General features: G+C 58.0%; 17 protein-coding genes and 1 pseudogene. 10 read left to right on the top strand and 8 right to left on the bottom strand.

Annotated elements, in window-relative coordinates:
• Nucleotides 1-9: 9 nt before the first annotated feature.
• The 5 genes from FVV99_RS02810 (at nucleotide 10) to FVV99_RS02790 (ending at nucleotide 4,335) form a co-directional block, all read left to right on the top strand.
• On the top strand, nucleotides 10-1,026 hold the full coding sequence (locus FVV99_RS02810; RefSeq protein WP_148252496.1) for a TRAP transporter substrate-binding protein: 1,017 nt from the start codon (nucleotides 10-12) through the stop codon (nucleotides 1,024-1,026).
• 191 nt (nucleotides 1,027-1,217) lie between these two features.
• Nucleotides 1,218-1,796, top strand: a complete 579-nt coding sequence (locus tag FVV99_RS02805; RefSeq protein ID WP_148252495.1) for a TRAP transporter small permease — start codon at nucleotides 1,218-1,220, stop codon at nucleotides 1,794-1,796.
• A gap of 28 nt (nucleotides 1,797-1,824) precedes the next feature.
• The gene (locus tag FVV99_RS02800; RefSeq protein WP_148252494.1) at nucleotides 1,825-3,111 is read left to right on the top strand and encodes a TRAP transporter large permease; all 1,287 of its coding nucleotides are present in this window, start codon (nucleotides 1,825-1,827) and stop codon (nucleotides 3,109-3,111) included.
• A gap of 23 nt (nucleotides 3,112-3,134) precedes the next feature.
• Nucleotides 3,135-3,575, top strand: a complete 441-nt coding sequence (locus FVV99_RS02795) for a universal stress protein (protein ID WP_148252493.1) — start codon at nucleotides 3,135-3,137, stop codon at nucleotides 3,573-3,575.
• A 76-nt stretch (nucleotides 3,576-3,651) separates the two neighbouring features.
• Nucleotides 3,652-4,335, top strand: a complete 684-nt coding sequence (locus tag FVV99_RS02790; RefSeq protein WP_148252492.1) for an FKBP-type peptidyl-prolyl cis-trans isomerase — start codon at nucleotides 3,652-3,654, stop codon at nucleotides 4,333-4,335.
• Nucleotides 4,336-4,348: 13 nt separating this feature from the next.
• Here the strand turns inward: FVV99_RS02790 and FVV99_RS02785 are convergent, their stop codons facing one another.
• Both FVV99_RS02785 and FVV99_RS02780 read right to left on the bottom strand, forming a co-directional pair.
• Complete coding sequence (locus tag FVV99_RS02785; protein ID WP_148252491.1) at nucleotides 4,349-4,948, bottom strand: SCO family protein; 600 nt, start codon at nucleotides 4,946-4,948, stop codon at nucleotides 4,349-4,351.
• Nucleotides 4,945-5,457, bottom strand: a complete 513-nt coding sequence (locus FVV99_RS02780; protein ID WP_236645271.1) for a hypothetical protein — start codon at nucleotides 5,455-5,457, stop codon at nucleotides 4,945-4,947. The genes FVV99_RS02785 and FVV99_RS02780 overlap by 4 nt, the downstream gene beginning before the upstream one ends.
• 111 nt (nucleotides 5,458-5,568) lie before the next feature.
• Between FVV99_RS02780 and FVV99_RS02775 the strand changes: the two genes are divergently transcribed.
• Nucleotides 5,569-6,483, top strand: coding sequence for an AEC family transporter (locus FVV99_RS02775; RefSeq protein ID WP_148252490.1), 915 nt, complete (start codon nucleotides 5,569-5,571; stop codon nucleotides 6,481-6,483).
• 228 nt (nucleotides 6,484-6,711) lie between these two features.
• Here the strand turns inward: FVV99_RS02775 and FVV99_RS02770 are convergent, their stop codons facing one another.
• A complete protein-coding gene (locus tag FVV99_RS02770) occupies nucleotides 6,712-7,620 on the bottom strand; it encodes a LysR substrate-binding domain-containing protein (RefSeq protein WP_148252489.1) in 909 nt (302 codons plus the stop codon).
• 89 nt (nucleotides 7,621-7,709) lie between these two features.
• Here FVV99_RS02770 and FVV99_RS02765 point away from each other — a divergent pair.
• Nucleotides 7,710-8,585: pseudogene (locus FVV99_RS02765) on the top strand (DMT family transporter); the annotation flags it as partial.
• 10 nt (nucleotides 8,586-8,595) lie between these two features.
• Here FVV99_RS02765 and trmB read toward each other — a convergent pair.
• From trmB to thiS, 3 genes are read right to left on the bottom strand one after another with little or no spacing between them, the layout of a single operon-like run.
• On the bottom strand, nucleotides 8,596-9,327 hold the full coding sequence (gene trmB / locus FVV99_RS18740; RefSeq protein ID WP_148252487.1) for a tRNA (guanosine(46)-N7)-methyltransferase TrmB: 732 nt from the start codon (nucleotides 9,325-9,327) through the stop codon (nucleotides 8,596-8,598).
• A gap of 35 nt (nucleotides 9,328-9,362) precedes the next feature.
• On the bottom strand, nucleotides 9,363-10,160 hold the full coding sequence (locus tag FVV99_RS02755; protein ID WP_148252486.1) for a thiazole synthase: 798 nt from the start codon (nucleotides 10,158-10,160) through the stop codon (nucleotides 9,363-9,365).
• A 17-nt stretch (nucleotides 10,161-10,177) separates the two neighbouring features.
• On the bottom strand, nucleotides 10,178-10,378 hold the full coding sequence (gene thiS, locus FVV99_RS02750) for a sulfur carrier protein ThiS (protein WP_148252485.1): 201 nt from the start codon (nucleotides 10,376-10,378) through the stop codon (nucleotides 10,178-10,180).
• A 338-nt stretch (nucleotides 10,379-10,716) separates the two neighbouring features.
• Here thiS and FVV99_RS02740 point away from each other — a divergent pair, with 338 nt between their 5' ends.
• A complete protein-coding gene (locus tag FVV99_RS02740; protein ID WP_148252483.1) occupies nucleotides 10,717-11,109 on the top strand; it encodes a DUF423 domain-containing protein in 393 nt (130 codons plus the stop codon).
• Here the strand turns inward: FVV99_RS02740 and FVV99_RS02735 are convergent.
• Together FVV99_RS02735 and FVV99_RS02730 are read right to left on the bottom strand one after the other, a co-directional pair.
• A complete protein-coding gene (locus tag FVV99_RS02735; protein ID WP_148252482.1) occupies nucleotides 11,085-11,498 on the bottom strand; it encodes a PaaI family thioesterase in 414 nt (137 codons plus the stop codon). The genes FVV99_RS02740 and FVV99_RS02735 overlap by 25 nt on opposite strands.
• Before the next feature lie 130 nt (nucleotides 11,499-11,628).
• Nucleotides 11,629-13,803 carry a malate synthase G gene (locus FVV99_RS02730; RefSeq protein ID WP_148252481.1) on the bottom strand — a complete coding sequence of 725 codons (2,175 nt, stop codon included), beginning with the start codon at nucleotides 13,801-13,803 and terminating at the stop codon, nucleotides 11,629-11,631.
• Between the two features lie 216 nt (nucleotides 13,804-14,019).
• Here FVV99_RS02730 and FVV99_RS02725 point away from each other — a divergent pair, with 216 nt between their 5' ends.
• Both FVV99_RS02725 and FVV99_RS02720 read left to right on the top strand, forming a co-directional pair.
• Nucleotides 14,020-15,027, top strand: coding sequence for an alpha/beta hydrolase (locus FVV99_RS02725; RefSeq protein WP_148252480.1), 1,008 nt, complete (start codon nucleotides 14,020-14,022; stop codon nucleotides 15,025-15,027).
• Nucleotides 15,027-15,527 (top strand): hypothetical protein, encoded by a 501-nt coding sequence (locus FVV99_RS02720; RefSeq protein WP_148252479.1) that lies wholly within the window; start codon nucleotides 15,027-15,029, stop codon nucleotides 15,525-15,527. Before FVV99_RS02725 ends, FVV99_RS02720 begins: the two co-directional genes overlap by 1 nt.
• Nucleotides 15,528-15,535 lie beyond the last annotated feature (8 nt).

Raw genomic sequence — 15,535 nt, 5'->3', positions numbered from 1 at the left:
AAGACAACAATGAAAGTCCAGAAACTGCTTACCTTCGCTAGTGTGGGCGCGTTGATGTGCGGGCTGTCCGCTGCGGCCAGTGCCGCCGACTGGAAATACGCCCACGAAGAATATGAAGGCGATGTCCAGGACGTCTTCGCCTATGCCTTCAAGGAGCATATCGAGGAGAACTCCGATCATACCGTCACCGTATACCGTTTCGGTGAACTCGGTGAATCAGACGATATCATGGAGCAGACACAGAACGGCATTCTCCAGTTCGTCAATCAGTCGCCCGGCTTTACAGGCTCGCTGATCCCCGAAGCACAGATTTTCTTCATTCCCTACCTGCTCCCCACCGACGAAGAAACGGTGCTGGAGTTCTTCGACGAGAGCAAGGCCATCAACGAAATGTTCCCCGAGCTCTATGCGGAGCAGGGCCTCGAACTGTTGAAGATGTATCCGGAAGGGGAAATGGTCGTCACCGCCGACGAGCCCATTACCAGCCCCGAAGACTTCGAGAACAAGAAGATCCGGACCATGACCAACCCGCTGTTGTCGGAAACCTACAACGCCTTTGGGGCTACGCCGACCCCCTTGCCTTGGGGTGAGGTCTATGGCGGGTTGCAAACCGGCATCATCGACGGCCAGGAAAACCCGATCTTCTGGATCGAGTCCGGTGGCCTGTACGAAGTGTCGCCGCACCTGACCTTCACAGGTCATGGCTGGTTCACCACTGCCATGATGGCCAACCAGGACTTCTATGAAGGCCTGCCGGAGGAAGATCAGGCACTGGTTCAGGAAGCCGCCGATGCTGCCTACGATCACACCATCGAGCATATCCAGGGGCTTGCCGAGGAGTCGCTCGAGAAGATCAAGGAAGACTCCGACGAGGTAACCGTCACGCGCCTGGATGAAGAGCAGATTCAAGCCTTCCGTGAGCGGGCTCCACAAGTCGAAGAGGAATTCCTCGAGATGACCGGCGAGAAGGGTGAAGAGCTGCTCGAGCAATTCAAAGCGGACCTTGAGGCCGTATCGGAAGACTGATCACGGCATCGATAGGCGATGAAGAAGAGGGGGCAGTCGTATGGACTGCCCCCTCTTCATATCGGCAAACCGCAGGGCGTGAGCGTACAACAAGCGTTGACGATCATCTGACAGCGTCTGACGGTTTCCATTAGCCTCTATATATAGCGCACGCGTCACTGGCCTGGATATTGCGAAGGGGGAATCGCTCCATGTCCGATAGCGACTCAGAAGCAAACTATCGCTCCGATCTACCGGGGTTCCTAGGAACGATCGACACCATCATCAGCCGCATCGAATCGGTCATCCTGGCACTTGGCGTCCTGTTGATGGCATGCAATACCGTAGCCAACGTCATCGGCCGCTTCGTGTTCGGTCAGAGCATTTTCTTCTCTGGGGAAATCAACCGTATCCTGATCATCATGATCACCTTTGCCGGTATCGGCTACGCTGCCCGGCACGGTCGCCACATACGCATGTCTGCCATTTACGATGCCCTGCCCGTGACCGGCCGCAAGATCCTGATGATCACCATCGCGCTCTTCACGTCTCTGGTCATGTTCTTTCTACTTTATTACTCGATCGTCTATATCATCGATCTGTACTCGAAAGGGCGCGTATTGCCTGCCCTTCGCATCCCCATTTTCTTGATCTATCTCTGGGTCCCGATCGGCTTTCTGATCACCGGCATCCAATACTTACTGACGGCCATCAAGAACATGAGAACCCGTGACGTCTACTTGTCGACCTCGGTGATCGACGGCTACAAGGATACGGAAACGGAAGTCTGATGCGGGGCAGCCCCTGGAGGAAACTGCAATGACAACGATAATGGTCACCACCATGATAGCCCTGCTACTGCTGGGCTTCCCGATGATGATTCCGCTGATCACGGCAGCGGTCATCGGCTTCTACATGATGTTCAATGGTCTGGGACAGATGGAAACCCTGATCCAGCAATTGATGGCCGGCATTCGTCCCGCCTCGCTGATCGCCGTTCCCATGTTCATCCTGGCCGCCGACATCATGACGCGAGGTCAATCGGCCAACCGCTTGATTGCCATGGTCATGGCGTTCATCGGTCATATCAAAGGGGGCTTGGCCGTCAGTACCGCGGCGTCCTGCACGCTGTTCGGCGCTGTATCCGGTTCGACGCAGGCAACGGTCGTTGCCGTCGGTTCGCCGCTGCGCCCCAAGATGCTCAAGGCCGGCTACTCCGATTCCTTCACGCTCGCCTTGATCATCAACTCCAGTGATATCGCGTTCCTGATTCCTCCCAGCATCGGCATGATCATCTACGGGGTCATTTCCGGTACGTCGATCGGTGAACTCTTCATCGCCGGTATTGGGCCCGGCTTGCTGATTCTGTGCATGTTCGCCACGTATTGCATCATTTATGCCATCGTCAAGGACGTGCCTACCGAAACACGTTCGTCGTGGCGGGAACGATTATCCGCCGTTCAGCAGGCATTATGGCCACTGGGCTTCCCGGTCATTATCGTCGGCGGCATTTATGGCGGCATATTCAGTCCCACGGAAGCGGCTGCCGTATGCGTTCTCTACGCGGTACTGCTGGAGTTCGTGGTATTCCGCTCGCTGAAGACGAACGATATCTATGCCATTGCCAAATCCACCGGCTTGATCACCGCCGTCGTCTTCATCCTGGTGGCCGTTGGCAATGGCTTTTCGTGGATCATCTCGTTCGCCCAGATTCCCCAGCAGATACTCGGTGCCATCGGCATACAGGAAGCCGGTCCGACCGGAGTGCTGATCGCTATCTGCGTCGCCTTTTTCATTGCCTGTATGTTCGTCGACCCGATCGTGGTCATCCTGGTACTGACACCGATTTTTGCACCCGCTGTCGAGGCCGCCGGACTCGATCCGGTGCTGGTAGGTATCCTGATCACCTTGCAAGTAGCGATCGGTTCGGCAACCCCTCCCTTCGGTTGCGACATTTTCACCGCAATCGCCATTTTCAAGCGTCCCTATTTCGACGTCATCAAGGGCACCCCTCCCTTCGTATTCATGCTAATCCTGGCCGCCGCGTTATTGATCATGTTCCCCCAGATCGCCTTGTTTCTGAGGGACCTGGCCTTTGCCGACTGACACCAGCACAAGGAGATTGAGATATGTTCGACAAGATTCTGGTGCCGGTGGACGGTTCGACAGGGGCACTCGCCGCGCTGGAAAAAGCGGTCGAGTTACAGAAGCTCTGCGATGCCGAGCTTTACGTCCTGTGCGTATTCAAGCACCACAGCTTGCTCGAAGCGTCACTGTCGATGGTGCGTCCCCAGCAACTCGACATCCCCGACGACGCGCTCAAGGATTACGCCACCGAGATCGCACTACAAGCTAAATCAAGAGCCATCGACATGGGCGCTCCACGGGTCCGATCGTTCGTCAAAGGAGGACGTCCTTCGAGCACGATAGTTCGTTTCGCCAACAAGCGAGGAGTCGATCTGATCGTGATCGGCTCTCAAGGCACCAATGGCGACAAAGCGGCATCATTGTTGGGCAGCGTTTCGCAACGCGTGGCGACGATGGCCAAATGTCCGACGTTAGTGGTGTAACGTCGCCGGTGCACAAACGTTCATGCCCTGATAGAGTCCAATATCTCGTCTATCACGTTTTCGAAAAGGGGCTTGAATGAAAACACCAACGATCGCCGCGATGCTGACAGCTCTCTTGGGTATCGTTCCCTTGTCCGTGCTGGCCGAACCGCAAAACGACGAAGAGAAGCTCAGTTACAGTCTGGGCGTCACCTTGGGGCAAAGCCTGGTACAGGATATCGACAACCTCGACCTCGATACTTTCACTCAGGCTATCGAGGATGTTTACGCCGACGATGAGTTGGCCATGAGTGAAGAGGAGATAGCCGACACACTCAGCCGTTTCCAGGAACAAGCCATGGCGGAGCGTCAAGCGCAAGCCAACCAGCAAGCCACGTCCAATCAGGAAGAAGGGAGACGCTTCCTGGCGGAAAACGCCGAAAACGAAGACGTGAACGTGACGGACTCCGGCCTGCAATACAAGATTCTGGAATCAGGCAACGGCCCGAGTCCGACTGCCAATTCCAGTGTCGAGGTTCATTACGAAGGCACACTACTCGATGGTCAGGTCTTCGACAGCTCTTACGACCGTGGTGAACCAGTCAGCTTCCGGGTCGATCAGGTCATCGAAGGGTGGCAGGAAGCCTTGCAGCTAATGAGCGTCGGCGATACCTGGATGATCTATGTCCCCGCCGAACTTGGCTATGGCGCTCAGGGGCAAGGGCCTATCGGACCGAACGAAACCCTGACTTTCAAGGTCGAGCTCCTGGGCATCGAATAGTGGGGCATGGACGTCATGGATCCTGCGACTCGAATTGCGCTTCCAGAGCCGCTATCAGGCTATTGGGAACGGGAGAGTACAAGACTCGCTCCAGGATATTACCTTCATGGTCGACCAGAAAGAGCGAAGCGGTATGGTCGACCGTGTACTCCAGTTCGGAGTCCTGAACCTCCACCTTACGCCAGGAGACATCATAGCGCTCGGCAATGTCGTTCAGCTCCGCTTCACTCGGCCGTACCCCTATGAAAGCGTCACCGAACGAGCCGACGTACTCGTCCAGCCGTTCCAACGTATCGCGTTCGGGATCCACACTGATCAACACTGGAACGATACGCTCAGCCTTATCATCCTCCAGGCGTTGCAAGGCCTGTCGAATGACCGACAACGTCATCGGACAGACATCGGGGCAATAGGTGAAGCCGAAGAACAGCACGCCGATCTCGTCATCATCAATCTCGGATAATGAGAATTCCCCCTGGGTCGACGGCAGCGTGATGTCGCCTCCTTGCGGCTCGTCACTGCCACGAAAATACTGCTGATAACTCCAGGCGCCAATCGCTACGGCAACCAGCAGTATCCCCGTTCCCAACCATATGCCCCATCGCCGTGTCATCCCGCCTCCTTCGTTATGTCGAAATCGAACCAACTCCCTTTGCGCCCCTCATCGGTTTCCACAATTACCTGGGCACGCCAGGGCATGACAGTCTCGCTACAAACCCCCAGTTCTCCCTCGCCACGGAATTCGCCATCGTCTGTCGCTTCCAGTTCGACACGGTTGGCTCCCATCGACATACTACGCCCCACGAATTCCACCGTAACGGCGTTTGCGTCCACACCGTCAAGATGCACTGTCAGTGGCAGGGACCTCGAAGTATCGATTGGCCCATCGATACGCAGTGTCATGTCGGCATGCAATCCCAACGCCGCTCGGCATTGGCCCTGATGCAAATCGCATGGCGTTTCCGGCGGATACCAAGTCATGTGCTCACTACTACCACGCAGATAGTAATCGACAAGATACCAGGCCGCTACGACGACGGTCACCAATGTCACCACGATCAACAGGTTGAGCAAGGGCGACCGTGGCGCCTCATCATCGGTGGGACGCAAAGAATGTGGCATGGCGGTGACGCCCCCTCCTATACAACAGCATTTAGCGATAAGCTTATCAGCTATTGCCGCCAACGGCTGTGATCTACCATCACGGTCGTCCTGTCAGACCAAGGAGGTTTCATGACCGGCGTCGACAGCGCGCTAGGCCCCCTGTTTCTACTGATTTTGCTGGGTGCGGTACTCGGCTGGCGACGCTGGCCGGGAAACGACTTCTGGCCGCAGTTGGAACGCGTCATCTATTATCTCCTCTTTCCTGCCATGCTGGTCTCGACCCTGGCGACCGCCAATGTCGAGGAGGTTCCCGTCATACGCGTTGCCATCGCTCTACTCGGCGTCATGGTCGGTTTCGCCATACTCCTGTGGCGGGGACGAGAGTGGCTGGGGCTAGATGGCGCCACGTTCACGTCCGTTTTCCAGGGCTCACTACGTTTCAACACCTACGTCGGGGTGGCAGGCGCCGCTGCCATTCATGGGGGCAGCGGCGCCACCGTCGCTGCCGTTGCCGTCGCGCTCATGGTGCCTGTCGTCAATATCCTGTGTGTCGCCAGTTTCATTGCAGCGGGAACGCTGGGAAGCGCCAATCTGGGACGCAGCCTACTGGCCCTGATTCGTAATCCACTGATTCTCGCCTGCCTCTTGGGTATCGCGCTCAATCTATCGGATGTCGGACTGCCCGGCTGGAGCAACCGGACCATTCATCTACTGGGTGCGGCCGCTCTGCCTCTGGGGCTGGTTGCCGTGGGCGTCGCCTTGCGACCTCACGCGCTAGTGCGTTTGGACCGGGGGGTATGGGCGGCCAATCTGATCAAACTGATCCTGACACCGGCGATGGTGCTGTGCTTGTCCTTCCTCCTGCAACTGGATCCCATCAGTCGTGACGTCGTCTTGCTGTTCGCTGCACTTCCTACGGCAACGTCAGCCTACATCCTTGCACGACAGTTGGGGGGAGACGCCGACTTGATGGCGGCCCTGATTACCGGACAGACCTTGCTGGCCATGGTGACATTACCCGCTTGGCTGCTGCTGACCGGATAGCGGATAGCGGATAGCGGATAGCGGATAGCGGCCAAGGAAACGAGAAGCATCATCAGATAAAAAAAATTCTTGTTACGATTGACGTATCAAATGAGAATGATTATCTTGATAACCGTGGCGCTCGCCAAGTGCCACAGGCCATACAGAGAATGTCAGGTTCCCTGCTATGGTTTCTCCTCATCAAGCTAGTCACGGTCTTGACGGCGACTCTCATGAGTCGCCGTTTTTTTATCGATCACCACGCCATGGTCCCCGCTGGAACAGTCGTTCTCGTAGCATAGTTGCCAACGCCTCGACCGCCTGGCGGGAATCCCGATGGATACGCTCTGCAAAATACAATCTAGCTTCGCATGCCGACAGAGCCGGTAGTCCGTCCTCTTCTCCCAATACCCGCATGGCCGATGTCACACGTTCACGGTCAAGCACGCTGATAGCCAGTCCTGCGGCGACGGCCGTTTCCACGGCATGAATACTGGAACTGGTGAATACCGGATACCAGGGACGGTGGCACCGCTCCAATGCCTCCAAGGCCAGTGCGCGGTAGGGACATTGTTCCGTATGCAAAGCGAGCGGTAATGCCTGGTCGAGGGCCTCGTTCGTGCGAGCTTCTCGACCCGTCACCCAGACAGGCGAGGTTGTCCATAGCGGCTCGCCCCCCTGCAACCGATGCGGCCGATCCAGCATGACTGCCATCGCCAGTTCCCCCGTCTCGACCAGATGTGCCAGTGCCCCACTCGGTGCCGTAACGGTTTCCAACAACACATCGGGATGCTGGGCCAGGAACTCCGGCAGTACATCACCGACCATGGCACTGGCATAGTCTTCCGGCATGCCGAAAAGCACCTTGCCACTCAGTCCTCGCCCAGTGAAACGGGCCATGAGTGCATCGTGTTGGCGCAATAACTCACGCACCTCCCGCAATAACGACTCCCCGGTCGGGGTCAGTGTCATGCCGCGAGCCCCACGACTCAGTAACCGTGTATCCAGTACGCTTTCCAGTCGCTTGATCTGCATACTGATCGCACTCACGGTGCGATGCCGTTGTGTAGCCGCGCCTGCCAGAGACCCCTGCTGCGCCACCGCCTGGAAACTGCGGAGCAACTCGATATCCAGCGATGCGGACGAGACTTCAACCATTTTGAATGCTCACTACAATAAATATCGATTCATTGAACACGATAATCGATTCACAATCGCCTCGCCATCATCAATAAGGGAGCGAGGCCATGATCGATCATCTGTCAGGTCGCTTGTCGGCAAGTCAATATCTGATCGCCACAGGCTTCGTGGTGTGCTGGAGCAGCGGGTTCGTCGGCGCTCGTCTGGCAACGGAGTCGCCAATGCCCGTGTTAAGCCTGTTTGCCTGGCGCTTTTTGCTGGCATTCCTGCTGGTGGGCGCATGGTGCTATCTGCGCCGTCGTCACCACCCTGTATCAGCCAGCGATATCATCGCTGAAGCCGGCATCGGCAGCTTGACCATGGGGGGCTATCTGCTGGGTGTCACCCTGGCGATCGAGTTCGGTGTCAGTGCCGGCATTACGGCCTTGATTGCAGCGCTACAGCCACTATTGGCCGCTGCCTTGGCGGGCCCCTGGCTGGGAGAACGGCTCTCCCGGCGTGGCTGGTTGGGCATGACGGTCGCAACGGTCGGAGTCCTACTCTGCGTGACCGATGACATCGGTAATGGCACTCACACACCATTATGGGCTTATGCTCTGCCACTTGCCTCGGTGGTCTCGGTCACGCTGGGCAGTCTACTGTCGGCCCGGCGACCTGCACGGCTCCCCCTCGACATGACGTTGGTCAGCCAGTTGGGCGCCACATCGCTCATTTTCGGCCTGGCGGCCCTCATCGCGGGAAGCGGTCACCTGCCCATGCCCTCGCTGGACATAGTGACGCTATCTGCCATCGCTTGGCTGATCGTGCTTTCGAGCCTTGGCGGATACGGCTTTTTCGTCACCAGCCTGCGACGCCTGGGAGTCACACTGACATCGACGCTGGTTTATCTGACACCACCAGTGACTCTGTTATGGGCCGCCAGTCTGTTCGGAGAGTCACCCGGCACACTGGGCATTATCGGGATGGGCATCGCGATCGCCGGTGTGGGCCTGGCTATTCGTCACGCTCGTACATCAGATCCCAAACCCCGTGCCCAAGACGCTCGCCACGCGCCTCAAACTTGGTCAACGGGCGAAATTCGGGACGCACCACGAAGGGCGACGCAGCCTCGCCAGCCACATTGCGATACCCCGACACCCTCTGCATGACCTCCACCATATGTTCGGCGTACTGTTCCCAGTCGGTCGCCATGTGCAGTGTCCCGCCGAGCTTGAGGCGCGTGCGTATCAGGTCGATGAACGCCGGCTGAACGATCCGTCGTTTGTGGTGCTTCTTCTTGGGCCAAGGGTCGGGAAAAAACAGCTGCAGTGTATCGATCGTTCCCGGTCCGAGACATTCGTTCAAGACTCGGACAGCGTCTTCACGATACACCCGCAAGTTGGTCAATCCCCGTTTGTCGGCTTCATCGAGCAACTTGCCGACCCCCGGGGCATGCACCTCGATCCCGAGGAAGTCGATCTCTGGGTGGGATTCGGCCTGTTCGATCAGCGATCCTCCCATACCGAAGCCGATTTCGACGACGCGTCGTCTGGAACGACGACCGAACACCGCCTCCAGATCCTGACGGCCATCCGCGAGCGACAGTCCCCAGCGTGGCCAGATGTCTTCCAGCCCACGCGTCTGAGCCGAGGTCATGCGACCGGCGCGCAAGACATAGCTCTTGATGCCTCGTTGGGGCCGTGTCGCGGTCGGGGAAGCGGAACTATCCTGGTCAACGTCGTTCATGTGGTTGGCTTCTCGGGTTGGTCGAACGCGCCGCATCAGTCATTGATACGACCGGCAAACGGGGAAGACGGCTCAGCAGACTGGCGACGCGGCATTCGTCCAGCCAGGAATGCCGCACGCCCCGCTTGTACGGCTTGCTTCATCGCCTGTCCCATCAACGCGGGTTGACGAGCATGCGCAATCGCCGAATTGACAAGCACCGCATCGTAACCAAGTTCCATTGCCATGGCCGCATCCGAGGCGGTCCCGATCCCCGCATCCACGAGCACCGGCACCGCGGCACGTTCGGCGATCAAGCGCAGGTTGTGCGTATTCTGCAGGCCGTGTCCGGACCCGATCAACGAGCCCAAGGGCATGACCGCTGCACAGCCTCGCTGCTCGAGCTCCTTGGCAACGATAGGGTCGTCATTGGTGTAGACCATGACATCGAAGCCGAGATGGATCAGTTCATCAGCCGCCTTCAACGTCTCCACCACATTGGGGTACAGCGTTTCGGCATCACCAAGCACCTCGAGCTTCACGAGATTATGGCCATCAAGGAGTTCACGTGCCAGATTGCAGGTACGAACCGCCTCCTTCGCGGTATAACAACCGGCGGTGTTGGGAAGCAGCGTGTATCGGTCGGGGGGAATCACATCGAGCAGGCCGGGCTCATCGGCGCTCTGCTCCAGGTTGGTGCGACGTACGGCGAACGTCACGATTTCCGCGCCGCTGGCCGTGATCGCTGCTGCCGCCTCATCGTAATCCCGGTATTTCCCCGTCCCCACCAACAAGCGCGAGGTAAAGGTACGACCGGCGATCGACAAAGGATGGTCGATATCTTGAAAGGACATGGTGGCTCCTTGAACAATCAACCGCCGCCAATGGCGTGGACGATTTCCACGCGATCGCCGTCGGTCAATGAGATGGCATCGTGCTGACTCCGGGGCACGATCTCTTCGTTGACCTCAACGGCAATACGGCGTTGGGTCAGCCCCAGAGACGTGACGAGATCATGAATCGTGGTATCGCCCTCAAGCGAGGTCATCTCACCATTGAGCTGAATCTGCATGGCTGCCTCCGAGTTCAGTCCGCGCGCCTGACACGAACAACACGCGGGGCTTCATTTTAACGCCAAAACCGGGTATCAGGCATCCTTAGGTGGCCAGACATCGGTGTCGACCAGTTCAGGGTGCTTGAGGATAGAAGGGTGGAATATCGGTTCGTAGACACCGTCGCGTCGCTGACGAGAGTCTCCATGGCTTTTTTCTCCCTGAATTGATTTGATACGCGAACAAGACAGCCTGGAGCCGGCGCGTTGATGGCCGGGCATAGTAACGGCAATGAGACGCGTATGCATCCTTGCGATCGACACCTATACCCAGCATAGACAGTCAGGAGACCTCATTCATGCCCTTTCGTATTGCCTGGATCGCTGTTGCCCTGAGCGGCTTCATCACCGTCGCGGCTGGCGCATTCGGCGCCCACGGGTTGGGAGATCAACTATCGCCGCATATGCTCGACGCATTCAACACCGCAGTACGCTACCAAGCCTGGCATACCCTGGCCTGTTTGGGCGTCATGGCCTGGCGACAGAGCCTGGCCGTCAAGGGCCAGAGCCTGACGCTATGGCTATGGGCGTCGGGTATGGTGCTATTTTCGGGATCACTGTATGGCCTGACCCTGACCGGACTATCCATGCTGGGGTCCATGACACCGCTAGGAGGGGTGTTACTGATGGCAGGCTGGCTGACATTGGGATGGAGCGGCTGGCGTTATCAGTCAGCATCGGGCAGCGTATAGGTAGCGGTCACGAGGGCGACTGGCGCCTCCTCACCCGCCGAGAACAACTCCACGTCACCCACGACCAGATGCTGGCCAAGCTTGACCACGCGCGCGTTGGCGATCAGATCGCGATCGCCGCGAGCACGATGCAGGAAGTGGCAAGTGAGATCGGTCGTCACCGCCATGGGCTCTGGGCCGATCTGAGCCAGTATGGCGACATACAGGCATACGTCCGCCAATCCCACCAAGGTCGGGCCGGAGACACAAGCACCGGGGCGCAGATGCTCGTCCTCAATCGCCAGACTCATGGTCGCTCGCATATCGTCGACCCCTTCGATGGTGCCTTGTCGATGAGGGAAGACCTCATCGAGGAATTCCTCGATGGCAGCAGCGGTCATTACGGTCATTCGTGACTCCTGGCTTGACTCCGGCAAGGGTATTGCGACTCAAGATAGCGCAAGCCAGGCATCATCGACAGCACCTCAAAGAAACACGCCCCCACCGAACTCCCGGCAGGGGCGTAGCCCGTCTTCGAGCTTACTTCGCCTTGTGCACTGCACGCCAATGGTGCAGTAACGGCTCAGTATAACCAGCCGGCTGCACCCGGCCTTTGAAGATCAGATCACTGGCTGCCTTGAAGGCCGTTGATGCCTCGTAATCCTCGCTCATCGGCGTGTAATCGGGATCATGGGAATTCTGGGCATCGACCACCTTCGCCATGCGTTCCAGCGTCTCCCGGACTCGCTCGGGAGTCACGATACCGTGGTAAAGCCAGTTGGCCAGCAACTGACTGGCAATTCGCAGCGTTGCTCGATCTTCCATCAAGGCGACATCATGGATGTCAGGCACTTTGGAGCAACCCACGCCATGCTCGACCCAGCGTACCACATAGCCGAGAATCCCCTGGCAGTTGTTATCGAGTTCCTGCTGGATCTCGTCATCGCTCCAATTGGGCGTCTCGGCCACCGGTACGGTCAGCAGATCATTCAGCAGATCCGGTTCACCTTGACTCTCCAGATCATGCTGGACGGTGTCCACATCCACTTGATGGTAATGCAGTGCGTGGAGTGCCGCCGCAGTGGGGGAAGGCACCCAGGCCGTATTGGCTCCGGCCTTGGGATGGCCGATCTTCTGCTCGATCATGCTGGCCATCAGATCCGGCATCGCCCACATGCCCTTGCCGATCTGGGCACGACCACGCAGTCCACACGCCAAGCCGATTTGCACATTGTTGCGCTCATAGGCGCCGATCCACTTGGCGCTCTTCATGTCGCCCTTGCGAATCATCGGTCCGGCTTCCATGGCACTGTGCATTTCATCGCCGGTACGATCGAGGAAACCGGTATTGATGAAGACCACACGAGAGGCAGCTTCGTTGATGCACGCCTTGAGGTTGACGGTAGTACGACGCTCTTCATCCATGATGCCCATCTTGAGCGTGTCGCGGGTCATGCCCAGTAGATCCTCAACCCGCGAGAACAGTTCATTGGAGAACGCGACTTCCCTGGGCCCGTGCATCTTCGGCTTGACGATGTACATGGAACCGGTACGTGAATTGCGCGCTTCACCATCCCCTTTGCCGAGATCATGAAGGGCGATCAGCGATGTGACGACAGCATCCAGAATCCCTTCCGGCAGCTCATTGCCATCGGCGTCGAGCACGGCTGGCGTCGTCATGAGGTGACCCACGTTGCGTACGAACATCAACGAACGTCCGGGCAAGGTGACCCGTCCTCCATCCGGAGCGGAATACTGTCGATCGCCATGCAAGCAGCGCGTGATGGTCTTGCCGCCCTTGTCGACCTGCTCTTCCAGATCACCACGCATCAAACCGAGCCAGTTACGATAGACACCGACCTTGTCTTCGGCATCCACTGCGGCCACGGAATCCTCGCAATCCATGATGGTAGTCACGGCCGCTTCGACAACGAGATCTTTCACTCCGGCTGGATCCGTCTTGCCGATCGGGTGATCGTCATCGAATTGAATTTCCAGATGCAACCCATGGTTGGCCAATAGGACAGCCGTCGGCTTATCAGTATTCCCCTGGTAACCTACCAGTTGCTCAGTCGTCTTGAGGCCGGTCTCCTGACCACCCGCCAGCGTGACAACGAGCTGGCCGTCTCGTAGCGCATAACCGACGCTGTCGTGATGCGACCCGTTCGCAAGCGGCGCTGCCTGATCGAGCACGCCACGGGCATAGGCAATGACTTTTTCACCACGCTTGGGGTTATAACTGGTACCCTTTTCGGCGCCGTCTTCTTCGCTGATGACATCGGTACCGTAAAGGGCGTCGTAGAGACTCCCCCAGCGGGCATTGGCGGCATTCAAGGCATAGCGCGCGTTGTTGACCGGTACGACCAGCTGCGGACCGGCCTGAACGGCAATTTCCCGATCGACATGGGTCGTTGTGGCGTTGACCTGTGACGGTGCCTCGACCAGATAGCCGATACGTTCCAGGAAGGCGCGATACGCTGCCATGTCGCTGACCGGACCGGGATTGTCGCGATGCCAGGCATCCAATGCATCCTGGAGACGTTCGCGCTCGGTGAGCAATTCGCGGTTTTTCGGCGTCAAATCATGGAAAAGGGTATCGACTCCGGCCCAGAACGCGTCGGCGTCGATGCCGGTTCCCGACAATGCTTGGTCACTGATGAAGCGGTCCAGTTCGGAGGCCACCTGGAGACGGTGGCGTTTGACACGGTCGGTCATGGAAGTCTCCTGATGCGCTGTCACCGGCCGTCGAACGACCGGCCAATGAATCTTTGTGGTGTTTCTATCGGTAACACTATTTGTGGAAAACGCTTCCACATGCTACCCGAAATTGTCACTCAGGTCTTCAAGACTCGACCAAAAGTTGAATTCCAGAAGGCAGAATCTGGTCTGACAAGTTACCGAGAGCTAGCATGGAAGCATAAGGAGACATGAATGACCGATTTCGCCGCTTTGAAAGCGCTCGGTGCCATTACACCAGCCACCTTCGAACAGACCGAAGTCGGCGCTGGCCACCTCGGTCAGTCGCTCGACCGTTACCTTGAGCACTATCGGTTGGCACCACTGCTTTCAGAGGAAATCGGACTGCATGTCGGTTTCGTGGATGCCGGGAGTTTTCGCCTCTGGACCCAAGTCTGGCAACCGGCCTCGCCATGTGGCACGGCGTTCGTGGTACATGGCTACTTCGATCATCTGGGGTTGTACCGCCATTTGCTGGAATTGCTGCTGTCACGGGGCTGGCAGGTCGTACTATGGGATCTGCCCGGCCATGGACTGTCCAATGGACCACGTGCCTCCATCAAGGATTTCGCCGTTTACGGCGACTGTCTGGCTGCATTGCAGTCCCATCTCGAAATGCAGGGGCTAGCTCCGCACCCTTGGGTGGGTATCGGCCAGAGCACCGGAGCCGCCATCCTCGCGACCGATACCTTGAGCCAGGGCGATGCGAGCCGTTGGTCCGGACTGGCTTTGCTGGCACCGCTGGTGCGCCCTTGGGGGTGGTCGCAGTCGAGTTGGTTGCACTGGGTGGCTAGCCCATTCATACGGACTCTGCCGCGCAAGTTTCGCGCCAACTCCACCGATGCCGATTTTGCCGAATTTCTGCGTACGAGTGATCCGCTCCAGCCTAGTCACTTGGATGTCGCCTGGATTAGCGCCATGCGTCGTTGGATGCCACGCCTGCTGGCACTGCCCGCTCATCCTTTACCGGTTCTGGTCCTGCAAGGGAAACAAGACAACACCGTCGACTGGCGATGGAATCTCGACGTGCTGCAACGCAAGTTCCCCAATGCCCGTTTCCACTGCCACCCGGAAGCGCGGCATCATTTGGTCAACGAGGCCGATACCATTCGTCGCGAGCTATTTGCCGAGCTTGAGTGCTATCTGGCCGAACTCGAGACAGCTACCTCCCCCAATCCTCATGCCATCAGGATCATGAACTGATGTCTCGTCGTCATCGACACTGGACGCTTGTCTGGCTACTGACCGGTGGATTGATGAGTGCTTGTGCCACAACGTCTGATCAGCCTTCCGACCTACGACAGGCTCTCTTCGGCCTGAGTGAACGTGCGGCTGAAGAAGTACTAGCCACCTCGGTCTGGACGCGTCCCACGGAGGATGTGGTGTTGCTCCTGGCAGCGCCCGAGATCGACGGTACCCTGAACGTGGATACCGAACGCTTCAGTGAGACACTGACGCGCGCACTTCTCGCCGTCTCCGATGGACCTCAGGTACTCAACTGGCAGCCCCGCATGGCGGATGCCGACCTGCCTGACAATCAGTGGCTGATGGAAAGTCGGTTAGTGGCCGATGGCCCGATATTACGGCTTTCCGACCGCGAGCTATTGCCATATCGACTGACGCTCGAACTTCGACGTCCCGGTGACAACGAGCCGCGTTGGTCACGGGACTTCAGTGGGGCCTTCGATGCCACGGCATTATGACCAGGGCT

The sequence above is a fragment of the Aidingimonas lacisalsi genome, assembly GCF_008079445.1.
Classification (GTDB): Bacteria; Pseudomonadota; Gammaproteobacteria; order Pseudomonadales; family Halomonadaceae; genus Aidingimonas; species Aidingimonas lacisalsi.
This window is presented reverse-complemented; position numbering and strand designations above follow the sequence as displayed.